18 protein-coding genes and 1 pseudogene are annotated in these 17800 nt (G+C 67.0%); 2 read left to right on the top strand and 17 right to left on the bottom strand.

Features of this window, described 5'->3' with window-relative positions:
- Positions 1 to 6: 6 nt before the first annotated feature.
- The 6 genes from P0652_RS10660 to P0652_RS10635 all read right to left on the bottom strand — a co-directional run bounded on the left by P0652_RS10660 (position 7) and on the right by P0652_RS10635 (position 4579).
- Positions 7 to 798, bottom strand: a complete 792-nt coding sequence (locus P0652_RS10660) for a MerR family transcriptional regulator (RefSeq protein ID WP_284178795.1) — start codon at positions 796 to 798, stop codon at positions 7 to 9.
- A gap of 23 nt (positions 799 to 821) precedes the next feature.
- Complete coding sequence (locus P0652_RS10655; RefSeq protein ID WP_284178794.1) at positions 822 to 1133, bottom strand: integration host factor subunit alpha; 312 nt, start codon at positions 1131 to 1133, stop codon at positions 822 to 824.
- Between the two features lie 113 nt (positions 1134 to 1246).
- The gene (locus P0652_RS10650; protein WP_284178793.1) at positions 1247 to 2218 is read right to left on the bottom strand and encodes a beta-ketoacyl-ACP synthase III; all 972 of its coding nucleotides are present in this window, start codon (positions 2216 to 2218) and stop codon (positions 1247 to 1249) included.
- Positions 2218 to 3351 (bottom strand): phosphate acyltransferase PlsX, encoded by a 1134-nt coding sequence (gene plsX, locus P0652_RS10645; RefSeq protein WP_284178792.1) that lies wholly within the window; start codon positions 3349 to 3351, stop codon positions 2218 to 2220. Before plsX ends, P0652_RS10650 begins: the two co-directional genes overlap by 1 nt.
- A 161-nt stretch (positions 3352 to 3512) precedes the next feature.
- Complete coding sequence (locus tag P0652_RS10640) at positions 3513 to 4055, bottom strand: YceD family protein (RefSeq protein ID WP_284178791.1); 543 nt, start codon at positions 4053 to 4055, stop codon at positions 3513 to 3515.
- Positions 4056 to 4057: 2 nt separating this feature from the next.
- A complete protein-coding gene (locus tag P0652_RS10635) occupies positions 4058 to 4579 on the bottom strand; it encodes a ubiquinol-cytochrome C chaperone family protein (protein WP_284178790.1) in 522 nt (173 codons plus the stop codon).
- A 197-nt stretch (positions 4580 to 4776) separates the two neighbouring features.
- On the opposite strand from P0652_RS10635, the gene P0652_RS10630 reads away from it, so the two are divergent.
- The gene (locus tag P0652_RS10630) at positions 4777 to 5238 is read left to right on the top strand and encodes an outer membrane protein assembly factor BamE (RefSeq protein ID WP_284178789.1); all 462 of its coding nucleotides are present in this window, start codon (positions 4777 to 4779) and stop codon (positions 5236 to 5238) included.
- A gap of 118 nt (positions 5239 to 5356) precedes the next feature.
- Here P0652_RS10630 and P0652_RS10625 read toward each other — a convergent pair whose 3' ends face one another.
- Positions 5357 to 7489 (bottom strand): sodium-translocating pyrophosphatase, encoded by a 2133-nt coding sequence (locus P0652_RS10625; RefSeq protein WP_284178788.1) that lies wholly within the window; start codon positions 7487 to 7489, stop codon positions 5357 to 5359.
- 241 nt (positions 7490 to 7730) lie between these two features.
- Here P0652_RS10625 and P0652_RS10620 point away from each other — a divergent pair, with 241 nt between their 5' ends.
- Complete coding sequence (locus P0652_RS10620; protein ID WP_284178787.1) at positions 7731 to 7964, top strand: hypothetical protein; 234 nt, start codon at positions 7731 to 7733, stop codon at positions 7962 to 7964.
- Between the two features lie 7 nt (positions 7965 to 7971).
- On the opposite strand, the gene P0652_RS10615 is transcribed toward P0652_RS10620, so the two are convergent.
- From P0652_RS10615 to P0652_RS10570, 10 genes and pseudogenes are all read right to left on the bottom strand, one after another.
- Entirely contained in the window at positions 7972 to 9165 is a 1194-nt protein-coding gene (locus P0652_RS10615) for an MFS transporter (RefSeq protein WP_284178786.1), read from the bottom strand.
- Positions 9166 to 9210: 45 nt separating this feature from the next.
- Positions 9211 to 10194: a thiamine-phosphate kinase gene (gene thiL, locus P0652_RS10610; protein ID WP_284178785.1), complete on the bottom strand. Its 984-nt coding sequence runs from the start codon at positions 10192 to 10194 to the stop codon at positions 9211 to 9213.
- A gap of 21 nt (positions 10195 to 10215) precedes the next feature.
- Positions 10216 to 10725 carry a transcription antitermination factor NusB gene (gene nusB, locus P0652_RS10605; protein ID WP_284178784.1) on the bottom strand — a complete coding sequence of 170 codons (510 nt, stop codon included), beginning with the start codon at positions 10723 to 10725 and terminating at the stop codon, positions 10216 to 10218.
- A 1-nt stretch (position 10726) separates the two neighbouring features.
- Positions 10727 to 11206 (bottom strand): 6,7-dimethyl-8-ribityllumazine synthase, encoded by a 480-nt coding sequence (ribH, locus tag P0652_RS10600; RefSeq protein WP_284178783.1) that lies wholly within the window; start codon positions 11204 to 11206, stop codon positions 10727 to 10729.
- Positions 11207 to 11531: 325 nt separating this feature from the next.
- Entirely contained in the window at positions 11532 to 12164 is a 633-nt protein-coding gene (locus tag P0652_RS10595) for a riboflavin synthase (protein WP_284179091.1), read from the bottom strand.
- Between the two features lie 141 nt (positions 12165 to 12305).
- A pseudogene (gene ribD / locus P0652_RS10590) lies at positions 12306 to 13295 on the bottom strand (bifunctional diaminohydroxyphosphoribosylaminopyrimidine deaminase/5-amino-6-(5-phosphoribosylamino)uracil reductase RibD); the annotation flags it as partial.
- Positions 13295 to 13789 (bottom strand): transcriptional regulator NrdR, encoded by a 495-nt coding sequence (nrdR, locus tag P0652_RS10585; RefSeq protein ID WP_284178782.1) that lies wholly within the window; start codon positions 13787 to 13789, stop codon positions 13295 to 13297. The pseudogene ribD and the gene nrdR, both read right to left, overlap by 1 nt.
- Before the next feature lie 43 nt (positions 13790 to 13832).
- On the bottom strand, positions 13833 to 15128 hold the full coding sequence (glyA, locus tag P0652_RS10580; RefSeq protein ID WP_284178781.1) for a serine hydroxymethyltransferase: 1296 nt from the start codon (positions 15126 to 15128) through the stop codon (positions 13833 to 13835).
- A gap of 120 nt (positions 15129 to 15248) precedes the next feature.
- Positions 15249 to 16199, bottom strand: coding sequence for a threonine/serine dehydratase (locus tag P0652_RS10575; protein WP_284178780.1), 951 nt, complete (start codon positions 16197 to 16199; stop codon positions 15249 to 15251).
- A gap of 40 nt (positions 16200 to 16239) precedes the next feature.
- Entirely contained in the window at positions 16240 to 17520 is a 1281-nt protein-coding gene (locus P0652_RS10570; protein ID WP_502947518.1) for a L,D-transpeptidase family protein, read from the bottom strand.
- Positions 17521 to 17800 lie beyond the last annotated feature (280 nt).

Below are 17800 nucleotides of genomic sequence, written 5' to 3'. Positions count from 1 at the left end.
CTGCGATCATACCGGCTGGCGGCGCGCCAGAACCCGGTCGATCATCGAGCGACAGGCCACCAGTTCATCCAGCGCATAACGCATGGCCTCACGGGCGGAAGCCGAGATGCCCTCAGGCGCGCTGTCGCGCTCGACAGGGAAAGCCGGGCGTGCTGGCGGCGGAGCCGGCATGACGCCCTCGCCGCGCGCCAGACCGCCGCGGAACATCGAGACCTGCGGGGGGGGCGGCGGGGCCGGCCCTTGTTCCAGCGTGATGGCGATGCCCGAATCGGCCGGTTCCTCCTCCGGTTCCGGCCGCCAGTTCTCGAGCGCCGGGTTCGGCGCATCCGGAACCGGGGGCGCGGCAGCCGCCTCGATGGCAGGCACGAGAACAGGCGGGGCCGGCGGCGGAGGTGGCGCGAAAACCTGGATCTCGACCGGCATCTCGAGCGTCGTTGCCGGTCGCTGGATCACGGCCGGCGCAGGCGGAGCCGGGGGTGTCGCCTCGACCGGCGGCGGCGGCAAAGGTGCGGATTCGGCCTCGGCCAGCCCGCGGGCGAAGACCTGCACCGCTCGGGCGCCCTGCTCCTTCAGGATGCGCTGGACACCCTTGATCGTGTAGCCTTCCTTGTAGAGCAGGTGGCGGATGCCCTTGAGCAGCTCGACATCATCCGGGCGATAGTAGCGCCGGCCCCCGCCGCGCTTGAGCGGCTTGATCTGGCTGAATCGGGTTTCCCAGAACCGCAGCACATGCTGCGGCAGATCGAGATCGTCGGCGACCTCGCTGATCGTCCGGTAAGCGTCCGGTGCCTTGTCCATGCCCGCCTCGCCTTACCGTCGGATCAATCCTCGTCAGCCGTTTCGAGCCCGTTGATCCGGGCCTTCATCACGTTGGACGGCTTGAAGACCAGCACACGGCGCGGCGTGATCGGCACCTCGACGCCGGTCTTCGGGTTGCGCCCGATCCGCTCGCCCTTCTCGCGGACGATGAACGAGCCGAAGGAGGAGAGCTTCACCGTCTCTCCCTTGGCGAGCGTGTCGCTGATCTCGCGCAGGACAGCCTCGACCAGATCGGACGATTCGGCACGGCTCAGGCCCAGCTTCTGATACACGGCCTCGCAAAGGTCGGCCCGGGTGATGGTCTGGTTGGCCATAGGCTTGATCCCCGTGAAAACTTAAATCGTGATAATTGAATTTAACTCAAGCACTTACGAGCTTAGGCCTTTGATGCATCCCGGTCAATCGACTTGGCCGGAAGCCGCCCGGACTAAAGCCGGAAAAGTGCCGAGCCCCAGGTGAAGCCGCCGCCCATGGCCTCGATCAGCACGACATGCCCTTTCCGGATCCGCCCGTCCCGGACGGCCGTGTCGAGCGCCAGCGGAATCGAGGCCGCCGAGGTGTTGCCATGGTCCTGCACGGTCATCACCACCTTGTCGAGCGGGATGTCGAGCTTCTCGGCGCTGGCGGTGATGATGCGGGCATTGGCCTGATGGGGCACGAACCAGTCGATCGTCCCGGCCGAGAAGCCTGTGGCGGCGAAGGCATCGACGATGACATCGGTGATCATCCCGACCGCATGCTTGAAGACCTCGCGGCCCTCCATGCGCAGATGGCCGGCAAGCTGGTTGGTCGAGGGGCCGCCATCGACATAGAGCTTCTCGCGGTGGCGGCCATCGGAGCGCAGATGCGTAGTCAGGATTCCCTGATCCGCCATGGTTCCGGCGGCCTCGTAGCCTTCGATGACAACCGCGCCGGCACCGTCCCCGAAGAGGACGCAGGTGGTCCGGTCATTCCAGTCGAGGATGCGCGAGAAGGTCTCGGCGCCGATGACGAGCGCGCGCTTCGCCGCGCCGGAAGTGACGAATTTCTCCGCCGTTGTCAGCGCGAAGACGAACCCCGAGCAGACAGCGGCAACATCGAATGCCGCGCCATGGGTGATGCCGAGATTGGCCTGGACCTGCGTCGCCGTGGCGGGGAAGGTGTAATCCGGCGTGGCCGTGGCCAGGACGATGAGGTCGATCTCGCTGGCGGCGATCCCGGCGGCATCAAGGGCGCGGCGGGCGGCTTCGGTGGCGAGCTGGCTCGTGGTCTCGCCCTCGGCCGCAATGTGCCGGGCGCGGATGCCGGTGCGCTGGGTGATCCACTCATCCGACGTGTCGACCTTCCGCGCGAGATCCGCGTTGGTCACCCGGTTGGCCGGCAGGTAGCTGCCCGTGCCGATGATTCGCGTACGACGCATTACTGGCCTTCCGTCCGATGGCTCCCGGATGAATCCGGGGCGGATTGAGCCTCCCCCTCGGCAGCCTCGACCATCGCCGAGGAAGCACCGGGCAGCACCCACTCGCCGCGATCCGCAAGCGCATGGGAGATTTTCGAAAGCAGTTCGTATTTCACCATGTCGTAGGCCACATCGATGGCGCTGGCAAAGCCGAGGGCATCGGTGCCGCCATGACTTTTCACCACAATTCCATCAAGCCCGAGGAACACGCCGCCATTGACGCGGCGCGGATCCATCTTGTGCCGGAGCGCCCGGAAAGCGCCACGCGCGAAGACATAGCCGATCTTGGCGAGGAGCGAGCGCTGGATGGCGCCACGGAGATATTCCCCGATCTGCTTGGCCGTGCCCTCGGCAGTCTTCAGGGCGATATTGCCGGCGAAGCCTTCGGTCACCACCACATCAGTGGTGCCCTTGCCAATATCGTCGCCCTCGACAAAGCCGCGATATTCGAGGTTGGGCAGGTTGGCCTCGCGCAGGATGCGGCCGGCCTCCTTCACCTGTTCGAGGCCCTTGACCTCCTCGACCCCGACATTCAGCAGGCCGACCGTCGGGCGGTCGATATCGAAGACGATCCGTGCCATGGCCGATCCCATGATCGCCATGTCGACGAGGTTCTCGGCTTCGGCCCCGATCGAGGCCCCGACATCGAGGACGATGGATTCGCCGCGCGCGGTCGGCCACATGCAGGCAATGGCGGGGCGGTCGATCCCCGGCATCATCTTCAGGCAGAATCGCGACATGACCATCAGCGCGCCGGTATTGCCGGCGGAAACGCAGACCTGCGCCTCGCCCTTCTTCACCGCGTCGATCGCCTGCCACATCGAGGATTTGTAGCGCCCCTGACGCAAGGCCTGCGAGGGCTTGTCGTCCATCGCGATGGCGATATCGCTGTGATGGACGCTCGAGCGGGCCGCGAGGGCCGGAAACTTCGCCAGCTCGGCGCGGATCTCGGCCTCGCGCCCGAACAGCAGGAAAAACGTGTCGGGGTGGCGTTCCAGCGCCTTGGCCGCGCCGGGAATGACCACCGAGGGGCCATGGTCCCCGCCCATCGCGTCGAGCGAGATCCTGACCTGAACCGAAGCCGCGTCACTCATGGATGAATAGAGCCTCCGAATGCGACAGGCGTCGCGGTCTCCCGGATGTCGTCTGCCGGCAGGCGGGGGTGTGTCGGCATAGAATTACTCATCGAGCGGTGCAAGCCGAAAAGGGCAAAATCGGGGCCGAACCCTCGCCTTTTCGCGCCGAACGCGCCAACTCACTCCTCGCCGTCCTTCAGTTTGAGCGCGAGCAGCGCCTCGAAGGGCGACTGGCGGGCCGGTTCGGGATCGCCACCGGCAAAAGCGGCGCCGGGCTTGCGGGGATAGGGATCCAGTTCGAGGGCAAGGAATTCAACCACGACGGCGCCGAAATCGATCTGCCCGTCGACGATCAGGTCCGGTGGCTCGAAATCCTCGTTCTCCTCCTCGGCAGCCCGTTTGGTCATCCGCTCGATAAGCCCTTCGGGAGCGAACTGGATGGCGACTGGCGCCTCGATCTCCTGGGGAAACGGGTCGAGCGAGACGACACAAACCGGCTGGACCCGGGCTTTCAGCGTGCCCTCGATATCAACACGGCCGTTATTGGCCTGCGTGATGGCGAGAACCGCCTCGAAAGCATCGACCGCATGGAGGCCCAGCATCGCCGCAATGCGGGCGCGGGCCGTCTCGTCCGGACGCAGGACGAGATGCGTCTCGCCATGCAAGGTCGCGACAGGGACGGGATGGGAAAACGGCAGGTCGAGGGATTTCCGTGCGGCCATGCTCAATCTCCGCTCAGGGTGGTGCCGGCGAGCAGCGTGCCCAGATCGGCGGCGTCGAGGCGGCGACGCCAGGCGTCGATCTCGGCCAGAAGGCCAGCATGGATCTCTGCCGGGGCAACACGGCCCGACAGCAGGTTACGCGCCAACACCTCGCGCAGGGCGCCCTCGCCGGTCTCGAGCGCGGCGGTATAGGCCTCGGCACGGCCATAGAAGCCCTGGGCCAGCTTCTTCACACGCTTGCCGACGGCAAGATCGCTCACGCCGGCGCGGCGGAGACCATCATCGAGATCCTCGAAAAGGCGGTCGACCAACGCCTGCGCCAGGGGCTCGGCCTCGCCACCGAGCGCGCGGAGGCGGCGCAGCACGAGGGTGGCGACGATGACAAGCCGCTCGAAGCGGCCCTCGAAATCATCGGCGACGCCGAAATGGCGAAAGGCCTCGGGCGCGCGCGAGGCGGCCACGATATCGCCATAGAGGGCCGCGATGGGAGATTCACGCGGCGTGAAGAACGGAAGTCGGATCATCGAGGGCGTTCTTTCAGGCTGTCAAACCGGGGACCGGCCGGGAATTTTGCCGCGTCTTCCGGGCAGGCTTGCGGAAGTCGATTGTGTTTGTTCATGAATTTGGGCATCCATAGCGGCGTTCCGGAAACGGTGCAATTCGCTCGTGCCCGAAAGGGGCACCAACAGGCCCCAGAGGCCGTGATCGTGGAGTGAGAGTCGTGACGAAAGCCCAGCCCCGCGCCCGTTCCATCGCGCTTCGCCTGAGCGGAATCGCGCTTGCCGCGACCCTGCTCGGCGGCTGCCTTTCTGACCAGAGCCCCGGGGTGCGCGGGTTCGTGCTGGACGAGAAGGCGCTGGACCAGATCCGGCCGGGCTCCTCGGCAGAGCAGGTCATCCTCGTGCTTGGCACGCCCTCGACCACCTCCACCGTCGGCGGGCAGACCTATTATTACATCTCGCAGAAGGTCAGCCAGCGCTTCCAGTTCATGAACGAGAAAATCACCGACCAGCGCGTTGTTGCGGTCTATCTCGACAAGAACAACCGGGTCGAGCGCGTTGCCAATTACGGTCTGAAGGATGGCAAGGTCTTCGACTTCATCTCGCGCACCACACCGACCGGCGGTGTCGAGAACAGCTTCATCTCGAGCCTGTTCCGCCGGATCGGCGCACCTTCGGTCTGACCCCGACTTCACCGCCGGGACCCACACCGGAACCAAAAACCCCGCGATGCCTCGCGGGGTTTTCTGTTGGTGTGCACCGGAAGGACGGGCGCCGGAGCGCCCGTCCGCGGTTCATGCCTCAATGGGCGAGGATCGCCAGGAGCAGCAGGGCCACGATGTTGGTGATCTTGATCGCCGGGTTGACAGCCGGACCGGCCGTATCCTTGTAGGGATCGCCGACGGTATCGCCGGTCACCGAGGCCTTGTGGGCATCGGAGCCCTTGAGGTGGCGAACGCCGTCCTTGTCCACGAAGCCATCCTCGAAGGACTTCTTCGCATTGTCCCAGGCGCCGCCGCCCGAGGTCATCGAGATGGCGACGAAGAGGCCGGTGACAATGACACCGAGCAGCATGGCGCCCACGGCCGAGAAGGCCGCCGACTTGCCCGCAAGCGCGAGGATCGCGAAGTAGAGCACCACCGGCGAGAGCACCGGCAGCAGCGAGGGCACCACCATCTCGCGGATGGCGGCCTTGGTCAGCATGTCGACGGCGCGGGCATGGTCCGGCTTCGAGGTGCCGGCCATGATGCCGGGATTTTCCCGGAACTGGCGGCGGACTTCCATGACCACGTCGCCGGCCGCCCGGCCGACCGCCGTCATGGCAATGCCGCCGAACAGGAACGGGATGAGGCCCCCGAGCAGCAAGCCGACCACCACGTAGGGGTTGGAGAGCGAGAAGTCGATCGCGACGCCCTTGAAATAGGGATACTTGTCGGCATTGGCGACGAAGAACTTGAGATCCTCGCTGTAGGCGGCGAAGAGCACGAGTGCGCCGAGACCGGCCGAGCCGATCGCATAGCCCTTGGTGACCGCCTTGGTCGTGTTGCCGACAGCATCGAGCGCGTCGGTCGACTTGCGGACTTCCTTGGGCAGGCCTGCCATTTCGGCAATGCCGCCGGCATTGTCCGTCACCGGGCCGAAGGCATCGAGCGCCACGATCATGCCGGCGAGGCCGAGCATGGTGGCCGTGGCGATGGCCGTGCCGAACAGGCCGGCGAACTGGTAGGTCGAGATCACGCCGCCGACGATCACGAGGGTCGGCAGGGCGGTCGATTCCAGGCTGACCGCGAGGCCCTGGATGACGTTGGTGCCATGCCCGGTCACCGAAGCCTGGGCGATGGAGACGACCGGGCGCTTGCCGGTGGCGGTGTAGTATTCGGTGATCCAGACGATCAGGGCTGTCACCGCGAGGCCGATCAGCCCGCAGATGAAGAGCGCCTTGCCGGTGATAACCTGCCCCGCAACGGTGCCGATCGGACCCCAGCCGATCGTCAGCGAGGTGGCCGCACCGAGGCCGATGACCGACAGGACACCGGTGGCGATGAGGCCCTTGTAGAGCGCACCCATGATCGAGCCATTGGCACCGAGCTTCACGAAATAGGTGCCGATGATCGAGGTGAGGATGCAGGCGGCGCCGATCGCCATCGGGTAGAGCATGGCCGCGCCAAGCGAGGCCTGCGTGCCGAAGAAGATCGCGGCGAGAACCATCGTGGCGACGAGCGTCACCGCATAGGTCTCGAACAGGTCGGCCGCCATGCCGGCGCAATCGCCGACATTGTCGCCCACATTGTCGGCGATCACGGCCGGGTTGCGCGGGTCATCTTCCGGGATGCCGGCCTCGACCTTGCCGACAAGGTCAGCGCCCACATCCGCACCCTTGGTGAAGATGCCGCCGCCGAGACGGGCGAAGATCGAGATGAGCGAGGCGCCGAAGCCGAGCGCGACCAGCGCGTCGATCACGGTGCGGCTGGCAGGAGCCAGGCCAAGCAACTGCGTCAGGACCGTGTAATAGACAGCGACGCCCAGCAGCGCGAGACCGGCCACGAGCATGCCGGTGACGGCGCCCGCCTTGAAGGCGATGTCAAGGCCGCTGGCGAGGCTCTGCATCGCCGCCTGCGCCGTGCGGACATTCGCGCGGACCGACACGTTCATGCCGATGAAGCCGGCGAGACCGGACAGGATGGCACCGATGGCGAAGCCGATCGCCACCTGCCAGCCGAGCAGGGCCCAGGCCGCTGCAAAGATCACAATGCCGACGAGGGCGATGGTATTGTATTGCCGCTTGAGATAGGCGCTGGCGCCTTCGGCAATATTGCCGGCAATTTCCTGCATCCGTTGATTGCCCGCATCCTGTGCCATCACCGAATTGATCGTGATGATGGCATAGACGATGGAGAGGGCGCCAAGCGCGATGATCGCGAGAAGAGCTGTCATGGGTTTACTCTTTTTTCTGCACTCGATCCGATGTCATCAGCCCGCGGCAACCGGCCTCCCTGCCCCTGCCTGCTGATCCCGGCGGTGTTAGCAAAGCTTTCACGATGAATCCATGCCGACTTTCGCTGCCGCCCCCGTCGTCCCATGCTTTGACAGGGGCGGTTGGCATCCCGCTTGACCAAGGCGGGGCATCGGCTCACGCTGGGGGCGCCGCGGCTGGCGCGGCAGACGGGGGAAGTCCATGAAAAAACTGATGATTGCAGCCGGTGCCGCCCTGATCGCAAGCACCGCCTTCCTTGCTTCCGCGCCCGAGGCCTCGGCCTGGGGCTGCGAGGCGCGCGGCAACGGCACGACACGGGGATGGAGCACGCGCTACCCGACCCGCGCCGCCGCCGCGAACCGCGCCCTGCGCGAATGCATCCGCCGGCCAGGCGCCCGGCGCTGCGTGATCACCTATTGCGATCCCTATCGCTGAGCCCCGCTCACGAGGCGCGGGGCTGGGGCTGGCGCATCAGCCAGAGGACCAGCAGCCCCGCGCCCACCACGAAGGGGAAGATGGTCACGTTGAGCGTGGCCCAGCCGAACCAGGCCAGAATCTTGCCGGCCATCAGCGAGGCAAAGGCCGTGGTGGCGAAGATGATCATGTCGTTGATGCCCTGGATGCGGGTGCGCTCGGCCGGGCGCAGGCCGTCGACAACCAGCGTCGTGGCACCGACAAAGGCCAGGTTCCAGCCGAGGCCGAGCAGGATCAGCGCCAGGAAGAAATGGGAGACGCTGATCCCCGCCAGCGCGACGATCCCGCAGCCGGCGAGCAGCGCAAGGCCGATCATCAGGATCGGATAGACACCGAACCGGATAATGAGCGCGCCGGTGAAGAGCCCGGGCAGATACATCGCCACGATATGCCACTGGATGGCGAGGGTGGAATCCGTGTCGGTATGGTTGCAGCCCAGCATGGCCAGCGGAGTCGCCGTCATGATCAGGTTCATCAGCGCCTGGGCCACGGCACCGCAGAAGATGGCCACGCGCAGGCGCGTCGACCGGAGGATCTCGCGGACCGGCCGGGCCTCGCCCGCCGGGCTCGTATCGATCTTCGGCGGTGGACCGTCGAACAGGCCAAGCACGAGGATGGCGAGCCCCGCCACCGCCGCCTGCCCGAGATAGGAGGCGAGGAAGGTGAAGGGCGGAATCAGATCCTTCGTGTGGATGACGAGCTGCGGGCCGACAATCGCCGAGGCCAGCCCGCCGAGCGTGACATACGAAATCGCCTTGGGGCGGAAGGCCGGGGTGGCATTGTCGGCCGCGCCGAACCGGTAGGAGATGACGAAAGCCTGATAGGCCCCGCACAGCGCGGTGGAGGCCATGAAGGTCCAGAACGAGCCGGAATGGACTGACCAGGCCGAGAGCAGGCCCGCCAGCACGCCGAGCAGCGCGCCAAGGCGATAGGCATCGCGCCGGCCGATCCGCCGCATCAGGCTGGCCGCCGGCATGGTCATCAGCGCGGTGCCGATGACGAAGGTGGTGATCGGCGCCGTCGCCCATTCCGGCGAGGGCGCAAGCATCCGGCCGACAAGGGTGCCGGTCGCGATCACAACCGAGGCATTCGCGCCGGCGAGCGCCATGGCGAAGGCCAGGATCAGGGCGTTGCGGCGGGCAAGGTTGTCGTCGACGATCATGGGGAACTCCGGCTGGCAGGCGGGCGGGGCCGACGTGCCAGCGAGCTAGAAATGCGCAAAGGACCGGCGGGGGAAGCCTCTCTCCAGGCCGGTCCCCATGCGCCAGACAGCGCCCGAACCCTCGCGAAGCAACGCTCCGATCTTGACGACCGGAACACCGCATTGCAAGGCATCCCGCTCGAAAGCCCCGGCTTTTTCCGGCGGAACGGCCGCGAGGATCTCGTAGTCGTCGCCGCCGGTCAGAGCGAGGTCCAGCAGGGCCGGATCGGCCGCGACCAGCGCCCGCGCAGCAGGGGAGAGCGGCACGGCCTCGACGGCCATGTCACGCCCGAGCCGGAAGGCGAGCTTGTCGGCATCGCCGACCAGCCCGTCGGAGATATCCATCGCGGCGCGGGCATGGGCGAGCAGGACAGGGACAAGCGCGAGCCGGGGCTGCGGCCGGAGATATCGGTCGAGCAGGAAGGCGCGGTGGGGCTGCGCAAGGCCTTGCACGGCCGGCGATTCCGGCTTCAGGCGCAGATGGAGGCCCAGCGCGGCATCGCCAATCGTGCCGGAGACATAAAGCGCGTCACCGGGCTCGCCGGCCTGCCGCAAGACCATACGCCCGGCCGGAACCTCGCCGAAAGCCGTGACGGAGAGGAAGGGCTGGCCGGTCCGCACCGTATCGCCGCCCAGCAAAGGGCAGCCCCAGAGGCGCGAATCCTCGGCAAGGCCGGCGGCGAAGGCGGTCAGCCAGTCCGCATCGAGCGCCGGCGACCGGCCGAGGCCAAGCAGGAAGCCGACAGGCCGCGCGCCCTTGGCGGCAAGGTCGGAGAGATTGGTGCGCAGGGCCTTGCGGGCGATCTCCGCCGGCGGATCTTCCGCGAAATAATGGACATTCTCGACAAGGACGTCCTTGGTGAGCACGAGGTCATGCCCGGGGGTGGGCGTCAGCCGCGCGCAATCATCCAGCAGGCCAAGCCCGCCCTCGCCCGCCATCGGGGCGAAGAGCCGGGCGATCATCTCGAATTCGGGCAGGGTCTCGCGCATGCTCCCTCCCCTCGCGCCCGGTCAGCTGCGGGCCGGCCGTGCCAATTCCTCGGCACGCGCTTCCTTGGCGAGCCGGTCGAGGACGGCATTGATCATGCCCACCTCGTCCCGCTCGAGGAAGGCGGAGGCGATATCAACATATTCCGAGATCGCCACCCGCACCGGCGTGTCCGGCCGGTGCATCAGTTCGTAGGCGCCGGCGCGGAGCACCGCGCGCATGATCGCCTCGATCCGCTTGAGCGGCCAGCCATCGGCCAGCAACTCATCGACCTTGCGGTCAATCCCGATCTGCTCGCCCAGCACGCCCTCGACAATGGCGCGGAAGAGCTTGCTCTCGGCCGGCTTGTACTGGTCGCCCTCGATCTCGCGGCCCATCCAGAAGCTCTCGAACTCGGCGAAAACCTCGTTCAGCCCCTTGGCGGCGATTTCCATCTGGTAGAGCGCCTGAACGGCCGCCAGCCGGGCGGCAGAGCGGAGCTCCCCGCGTGAGACCGGGGCCCGGCGCGGACGGTCTGGTTTCTCGCCCGCCATGTCAGGCGCTCCGCTTCAGCGCATAGAGCGCGAGAGCGGCGCGGGCGGCATCACCGCCCTTGTCGCCCCGGGACGGATTGGCCCGCGCCTCGGCCTGCGCCATGTTTTCAACCGTCAGGATACCGTTGCCGAAAGCGAGGCGATGGCGCGTGGCGAGTGCGATGAGTTCGCGCGCGCTTTCGTTCGAGACGATCTCGTAATGGGTGGTCTCACCCCGGATGACCACGCCAAGCGCCACGAAGCCATCGGCCTTGCGGCGGCCGGATTCCGCCTGCTGGCGCAGGATCTCGATCGCCACGGGGATTTCGAGCGCGCCCGGCACGGTAACGACCTCGCTCGTCGCGCCGGAGGCTGCGAAGGCGGCCACGGCGCCGGCGATCAACTGGTCGTTGAGACTGTCATAGAACCGCCCCTCGACGATGATGAAATGCGCGCCTGTCGCATCCACCAGCGGAAGGGCCTCGCGTGTGGCCTCGGCCATCGGGAAACTCCTGTATCGAGCAGCGGGGATAGAGCGGGCGGCGCGGCGGCGCAAGGCCCGGATGCGAATTGGCCGCATGCGCGGGCGGAAGAGCGGGGCTTGCCCCACTCCACTCTGCCCTCCCCCGTCATGGCCGGGCCTGGCCCGGCCATCCTTGACTTTGCAGAAGAACCGCGAAGTCGTGGATGCCCGCCCCAAGGGCGGGCATGACGGCAGGGCGCCTTCCTGATACGCCGTTGCACCAGCGCGCGCCCACCTCTCCCCCACGGGGAAAGGTCGCGAGCGAAAGCGAGCGGGTGAGGGGTTAGAGCCCCGACGGACCGGCTCAGCCCTGTTTCAGCGTCTCGGCCAGGCGGGCAGCGTAGCGCGCCATCATGTCCACCTCGAGATGGACCTTGTCACCGGCCTGCCTTGCGCCCCAGGTGGTGACCTTGAGCGTGTGCGGGATCAGCAGCACGGTGAAGCGATCCTCCTCGACGCTGTTGACCGTGAGCGATACGCCGTCGAGCGTCACCGAGCCCTTGGCCGCGATGAAGCGGTGCAGCGGCGCCGGGACGCGCAAGGTGAAGCGGGCCGTTGCGCCCCAGTTCGCCTCGTCCGGCGTCACATCCTCGCGGGTGACGATTTCGGCCAGGGCATCGACGTGGCCGGTCACGAGATGGCCGCCAAGCTCGTCGCCAAGGCGCATCGCCCGTTCAAGATTGAGCCTCGTGCCGACCTGCCATTGCCCGGCTGCGGTGAGGCGCAGTGTCTCGGCTGCGGTCTCCACGTCGAACCAGCGCCGGCCTTCCGACTCGCCCCTCGCCACCACGGTCAGGCAGATGCCGGAACAGGCGATCGAGGCGCCGATCGCGATCGTGGCCGGATCATAGGCCGAGCCGATGCGGAAACGGCGCAGCTTGCCCTCGCCTTCCGCCGCGATGATCTCGCCGATATCGGTGACAATCCCAGTAAACATCATCTGTCCTTCATGATGGGCGCGCCGGCCGGCATAGACCCGCGCGTGATCGCGGTCGAGAGCGCGTTCCTCGCAGAGATCGGCATAGCGTAGCCATCCGGCAAGACCCGGCCCGATGGCCTGCAGGCCATTGCCCGCCGGGTGGGGCCCCGTGAGCCGGACGAATTTATCGCAGAAGCCCGACGCGGCGAAGGCATCGGCAAGGGTCGGGCCGGCCTCGACCATGGCGCGGGTGATGCCCCGGGCTGCGAGCGCCCCGAGCAGGGCGGCAAGGTCAACCCGGCCACGATCCGCCGGCATGCCGAGAAGCTCGACGCCCGGGCGGTCTCCGAGCCGGGCACGCAGGGAGGCGGGGTCGAGCGTAGCGATCAGCACCGGTACCCGGCCGGCATCGGCGAGCATCCGCCGGTCGGGCGTGATCCGGCCATGGCTGTCGAGGATGACCCGGAGCGGGGAAAAGCCGGCCATGCCGGGCAGGCGCACATCGAGCATCGGATCATCGGCCTGCACGGTTCCGATGCCGGTGATGATGGCATCGCAATCGGCGCGGAGGCGATGGACAAAGGCGCGGGCGGCCTCGCCCGTAATGGCAATGGGGCGGCGATCGGCTGTCGCGGCAAAGCCATCCGCCGTCTCGGCGAGCTTGATGCGCAGGAAGGGCCGGTTCTTCTGTACACGCAGGACGTGGCCGGCATTGAGCGCGGCGGCCTCCGGCTCGAGGACGCCCTCGGTGACGGCAAGGCCGGCCTCCTTCAGCCGGGTCGTGCCCTCGTCGGCGGCAAAAGGCGAGGGATCGCGCGCGGCGATGACGACGCGGGCAAGGCCATGGGAGAGGATCAGATCGGTGCAGGCCGGCCCGAAATAGCGCGTCGAGCGACGCGAACAGGGTTCGAGCGTGACATAGAGCGTGGCCCCCCGCGCCGCCTCTCCCGCTTGCCGGAGCGCGAGATCCTCGGCATGGGGGCGGCCGCTGGGCGCCGTGACGCCACGGCCGAGCATGACGGGAGGCTCGCGCGTCTCATCAACGACAAGGGCTGCAACGGCCGGATTGGGCGCCGTGGTGCCGAGGCCGCGCCGGGCAAGGGCAAGCGCGGCGCGCATGAAGGCCTCGTCGCGGGACGAGGCGCTCATCAGTCCCGCTCCCCGCCGGCCTCGTCGACCGCAGCCTCGCGGCCATCGCCGGAAATCTCGTCCAGCAGCGCGCTGAATTCCCGCGCTTCGGTGAAGTTGCGGTAGACCGAGGCGAAGCGCACATAGGCCACGTCATCGAGCGCCTTGAGCGCCTCCATGACCAGCGAGCCGATCTCTTCCGAGGTGATCTCGCCCTCACCCTGGCTTTCGAGCTGGCGGACGACGCCGTTGATCAGCCGCTCGACGCGCTCCGGCTCGACCGGCCGCTTGCGCAGGGCCACCTCGATGGAGCGGGCCAGCTTGTCGCGGTCGAACGGCGTGCGGCGGCCCGAGCGCTTCACCACCGTCAGTTCGCGCAACTGCACGCGCTCGAATGTGGTGAAGCGGCCGCCGCAATCGGGGCAGACGCGCCGCCGGCGGATGGCGGAGGAATCCTCCGTCGGCCGGCTGTCCTTCACCTGCGTGTCGAGCGATCCGCAATAGGGGCAACGCATGAGGGCGCCCTCCGTTCAGGCCAGCCGGCGGGCGGGAGGCCGCTCAGTAGATCGGGAAGCGGGCGGTCAGCGCATGAACGCGCGTCTTAACGCTGTCCTCGATGGCGTGGTTGCCTTCCTCGCCGTTCTTCGCGAGCCCGTCGATCACCTCGCCGATCAGCTGCGCCACCTGCTGGAACTCCGCCACGCCGAAGCCTCGCGACGTCGCGGCCGGGGTGCCGAGGCGGATGCCCGAGGTGACCATCGGCTTTTCCGGGTCGAAGGGAATGCCGTTCTTGTTGCAGGTGATATGGGCGCGGCCGAGCGCCTTCTCGGCCATCGTCCCTGTCACCTTCTTGGGCCGCAGGTCCACCAGCATGAGGTGGTTGTCGGTGCCGCCGGCGACGATGGCGAAGCCGCGCGTCTTCAGGCCTTCCGCCAGCGCCTTGGCATTGGCCACGACCTGGTGGGCATAGGTCTTGAATTCCGGCTGCAGCGCCTCGTGGAAGGCGACGGCCTTGGCAGCAATGACATGCATCAGCGGGCCGCCCTGCAGGCCGGGGAAGATCGCCGAGTTGAACTTCTTGGCGAGGTCCGGATCATTCGTCAGGATCATGCCGCCGCGCGGGCCGCGCAGGGTCTTGTGCGTGGTGGTGGTGACGACATGCGCATGCGGGAAGGGCGAGGGATGCGCCCCGCCCGCCACGAGCCCGGCGAAATGGGCGATATCGACCATGAAATAGGCGCCGACGAGATCGGCGATGCGGCGGAAATTCTCGAAATCCCAGTGGCGGGAATAGGCCGAGCCGCCGGCGATGATGATCCGGGGCTTGTGCTCGAGGGCGAGGCGCTCGACCTCCTCCATGTCGATCAGGTGGGTTTCCGGATGGACATTATAGGAGACGACGTTGAACCACTTGCCGCTCATATTGACCGGGGCGCCATGGGTGAGATGGCCGCCGGCGGCGAGGTTCAGGCCCATGAAGGTATCGCCCGGCTTCATCAGCGCCATGAAGACGCCCTGGTTGGCCTGGCTGCCGGAATTGGGCTGGACATTGGCGAAATCGCAGCCGAAGAGCTTCTTGGCGCGGGAAATCGCGAGTTCCTCGGCGATATCGACGAACTGGCAGCCGCCGTAATAGCGCTTGCCGGGATAGCCCTCGGCATATTTGTTCGTGAGAACCGAGCCCTGCGCCTCGAGCACGGCGCGGCTGACGATGTTCTCCGAGGCGATCAGCTCGATCTCGTCGCGCTGGCGGCCGAGTTCCAGCTGGACAGCCTTCGCGATCTCGGGATCGGCATCGGCCAGGCCCGCGGAGAAAAAGGAATTCGAGCGGATCGGGGCGGTGGCAGCGGTCATGGGATGTCCTGCTTCTCGAGGGGTGGCCAGCAAGCGAGGCTGCGGTTTATCGCAACACCACCACCCGGGCAAGGTTCTTGCCCGCATGGCTGGCGCGTCAAAAACGCCCTTCGGGACGGCTCAGGCCGCCCATTCCGCCGCGCGATGCAGGTCGACATTGCCGCCACAGAACAGGATCCCGACCCGCGCACCCGGTTCAGGCCGGTATGCGCCCGAAAGGACAGCACCGAGCGCGGCCGCGCCGCCGGGTTCGAGCATCTGGTGGAAATCCTGCCAGGCGGTGCGGATCGCCGAGAGAATCGCCGCGTCCGATACCAGCGCGACCGTGTGGACGCCCGCGGCGCAGATCTCATGGACCAGCGGCCCGACATTCCGCGCACCCAGCGAATCGGCCGCAACCGACTGAACCTTCACCTCGACCGGGCCGCCGGCCTGCAGCGCGGCATCGAGCGCGCGCGACCCTTCCGGCTCGACGCCGATCACCTTCACATCGGTCCCATGGAACCAGGCCGCCGCACCGGAGACGAGGCCGCCGCCGCCCACGGCAATCACCACTTCGTCAAGTTCGGCCTGGTCGGCCCATTCCAGCCCGAGCGTGCCCTGCCCGGCAATGGTGGCCGGCGCGGAGAAGGGATGGATCTTCAGCGCGCCGGTCTCGGCGACATAGAGGTCACAGGCGGCCTGGGCATCGTCATATTGCGCACCGCCGATCACGACCTCGGCGCCGTAGCGGCGGATGGCCGCGATTTTCGGCGCCGGCGAGATTTCGGGCACGAAGATGCGCGCGGGAATGCCGAGCGCCCTGGCCGCAAACGCCACCGCCGCGCCGTGATTGCCGCCGGAGGCAGCAGCAACGCCGGATTCCGGCACCGCCATCGAGAGCAGCGAATTGAATGCGCCGCGGGCCTTGAAGGAGCCGGAAAGCTGGCTGTGCTCGAATTTCAGGACAGGCGTGAAATCCCCGCCCAGCGCGCCGCGCGGCAATTCGATCACCGGGGTCTGGCGGATATGGGAGCGGATCCGCGCATGGGCAGCACGGATATCGTCATGGGAAACAGGCAATGGGCTCATGGGCTAGGGCTAGCATGCCCTTGCCGCAGGCGGCAACCGCTCATTCAACCGGGCGGTCGTCACCCTCGCGCAGGGCCTCGGTCACGGCGCCGGGGCCGACACCGTCCTTGCCGTAGATGTCATCGCGGAACTGGATGACACCTTCCGGCGTACCCCATGCGGTGATGTAGACCCAGTAGACCGGGATCGGCTCCCGCGGGGTGGCATCGATGCGCTGGCCCGACCGCATGGCCGCGTCGATGGCCTCACGCGTCCATTGCGGGTTGTCCTGGAGGATCCAGTAAATGTAGTCGCGCACGTTCTGCACGCGGACGCAGCCCGAGGAGACGAAGCGGTAATCGTCGCCGAAAATGCCCTTGGCCGGCGTGTCATGCATGTAGACGCCATGCGGATTGGCGATGTTGATGCGCACGAAGCCGAGGCTGTTGAACTCGCCACCGGGATCCTGGCGGAACATGTAGTTGGTGGCCTCGTCCGAATTCCAGTTCACCGCCGCTGGCTGGATTTCCTGGCCCTGGCGGTTGTAGATGCGGATCTTCTGCTCGGTGAGATAGTTCGGGTTCTTCCGCATCAGCGGGATCAGGTCCTTGCGGATGATCGAGGCCGGCACGGTCCAGAACGGGTTGAAATTCACGTTCAGGATCCGCGCATTCATGATCGGCGACTGGCGGTCGATCTTGCCGACACCTGCGACATGGCGCGTCGCAACCTGACCGTTCTCCACCGTCTCGACATAGGCAGCGGGAATGTTGGTGATGACGAAGCGCGAGCCGAGGTTGCCGTTATAGGAGCGCAGGCGCTGCAGGTTGACCTCGAGCTGCTTCAGTCGGATCTCCGCCGGCGTGTTGAGCGCGGCGAAGGTCTGGGCACCGACAACGCCGGTCGGCGTCAGGCCATGACGGGCCTGGTAGCGCTTCACCGCAGCATCGACATAGGAATCAAACACCGCGCCGGTGCCGACATTCGGCGAGAGATCGCCAAGCTCGATCAGCCGCTGGCGCAGGGCCTGCACATTCGGATGGCGCGTGCCCAGCTTGAGCCGCACGGCAGAAGGAAGCGGCGGGAGGCCGCCCTTCGCGACAATGTCCTGATAGACGCGGACAGCGCCTTCGGTAGCGGCAGTCGTCGCCGGGCTGAGGATCGGGTGCGGCGTCAGGATCGTGCGGGTCTGCTGGCCGCCGGAATCATAGCTCTGCGCCCATTCCGCCTGGCCGCCGACCATCCCGCTCTGCTGAGCGATGGCGGGTCCGGCCAGACCGGCCCCGACGAGGCCCGCCGTGCCGAAAAGAAAGCGGCGGCGGTCCAGCCCGAAGGAGACCATGGTCGAAGACTTGTCCTGCTGCATCATCTGCCCCATCAACCTCGTCAGGCCGGCCCATTCGGCACAAGCCTGTAATCCCACATACTTAACCAAGCGTATCAACGCCATGCCGCCGGCGCAGGCCAGGCCTGCAAACCCCACGACGTGTCGCTCCGGAACTATCGGAAGCGCGTCCGATCCGGCGAAAATGTGGCATTCGTGCCGAATCCACCCAGTTCACGCGGACGTTATCACATTTCATCGCCCCAGGGGGTGCGCCAACGCACGAAAGCCCGCCTTT

The sequence above is a fragment of the Rhabdaerophilum sp. SD176 genome, assembly GCF_030143245.1.
Lineage (GTDB): Bacteria > Pseudomonadota > Alphaproteobacteria > Rhizobiales > Beijerinckiaceae > Rhabdaerophilum.
This window is presented reverse-complemented; position numbering and strand designations above follow the sequence as displayed.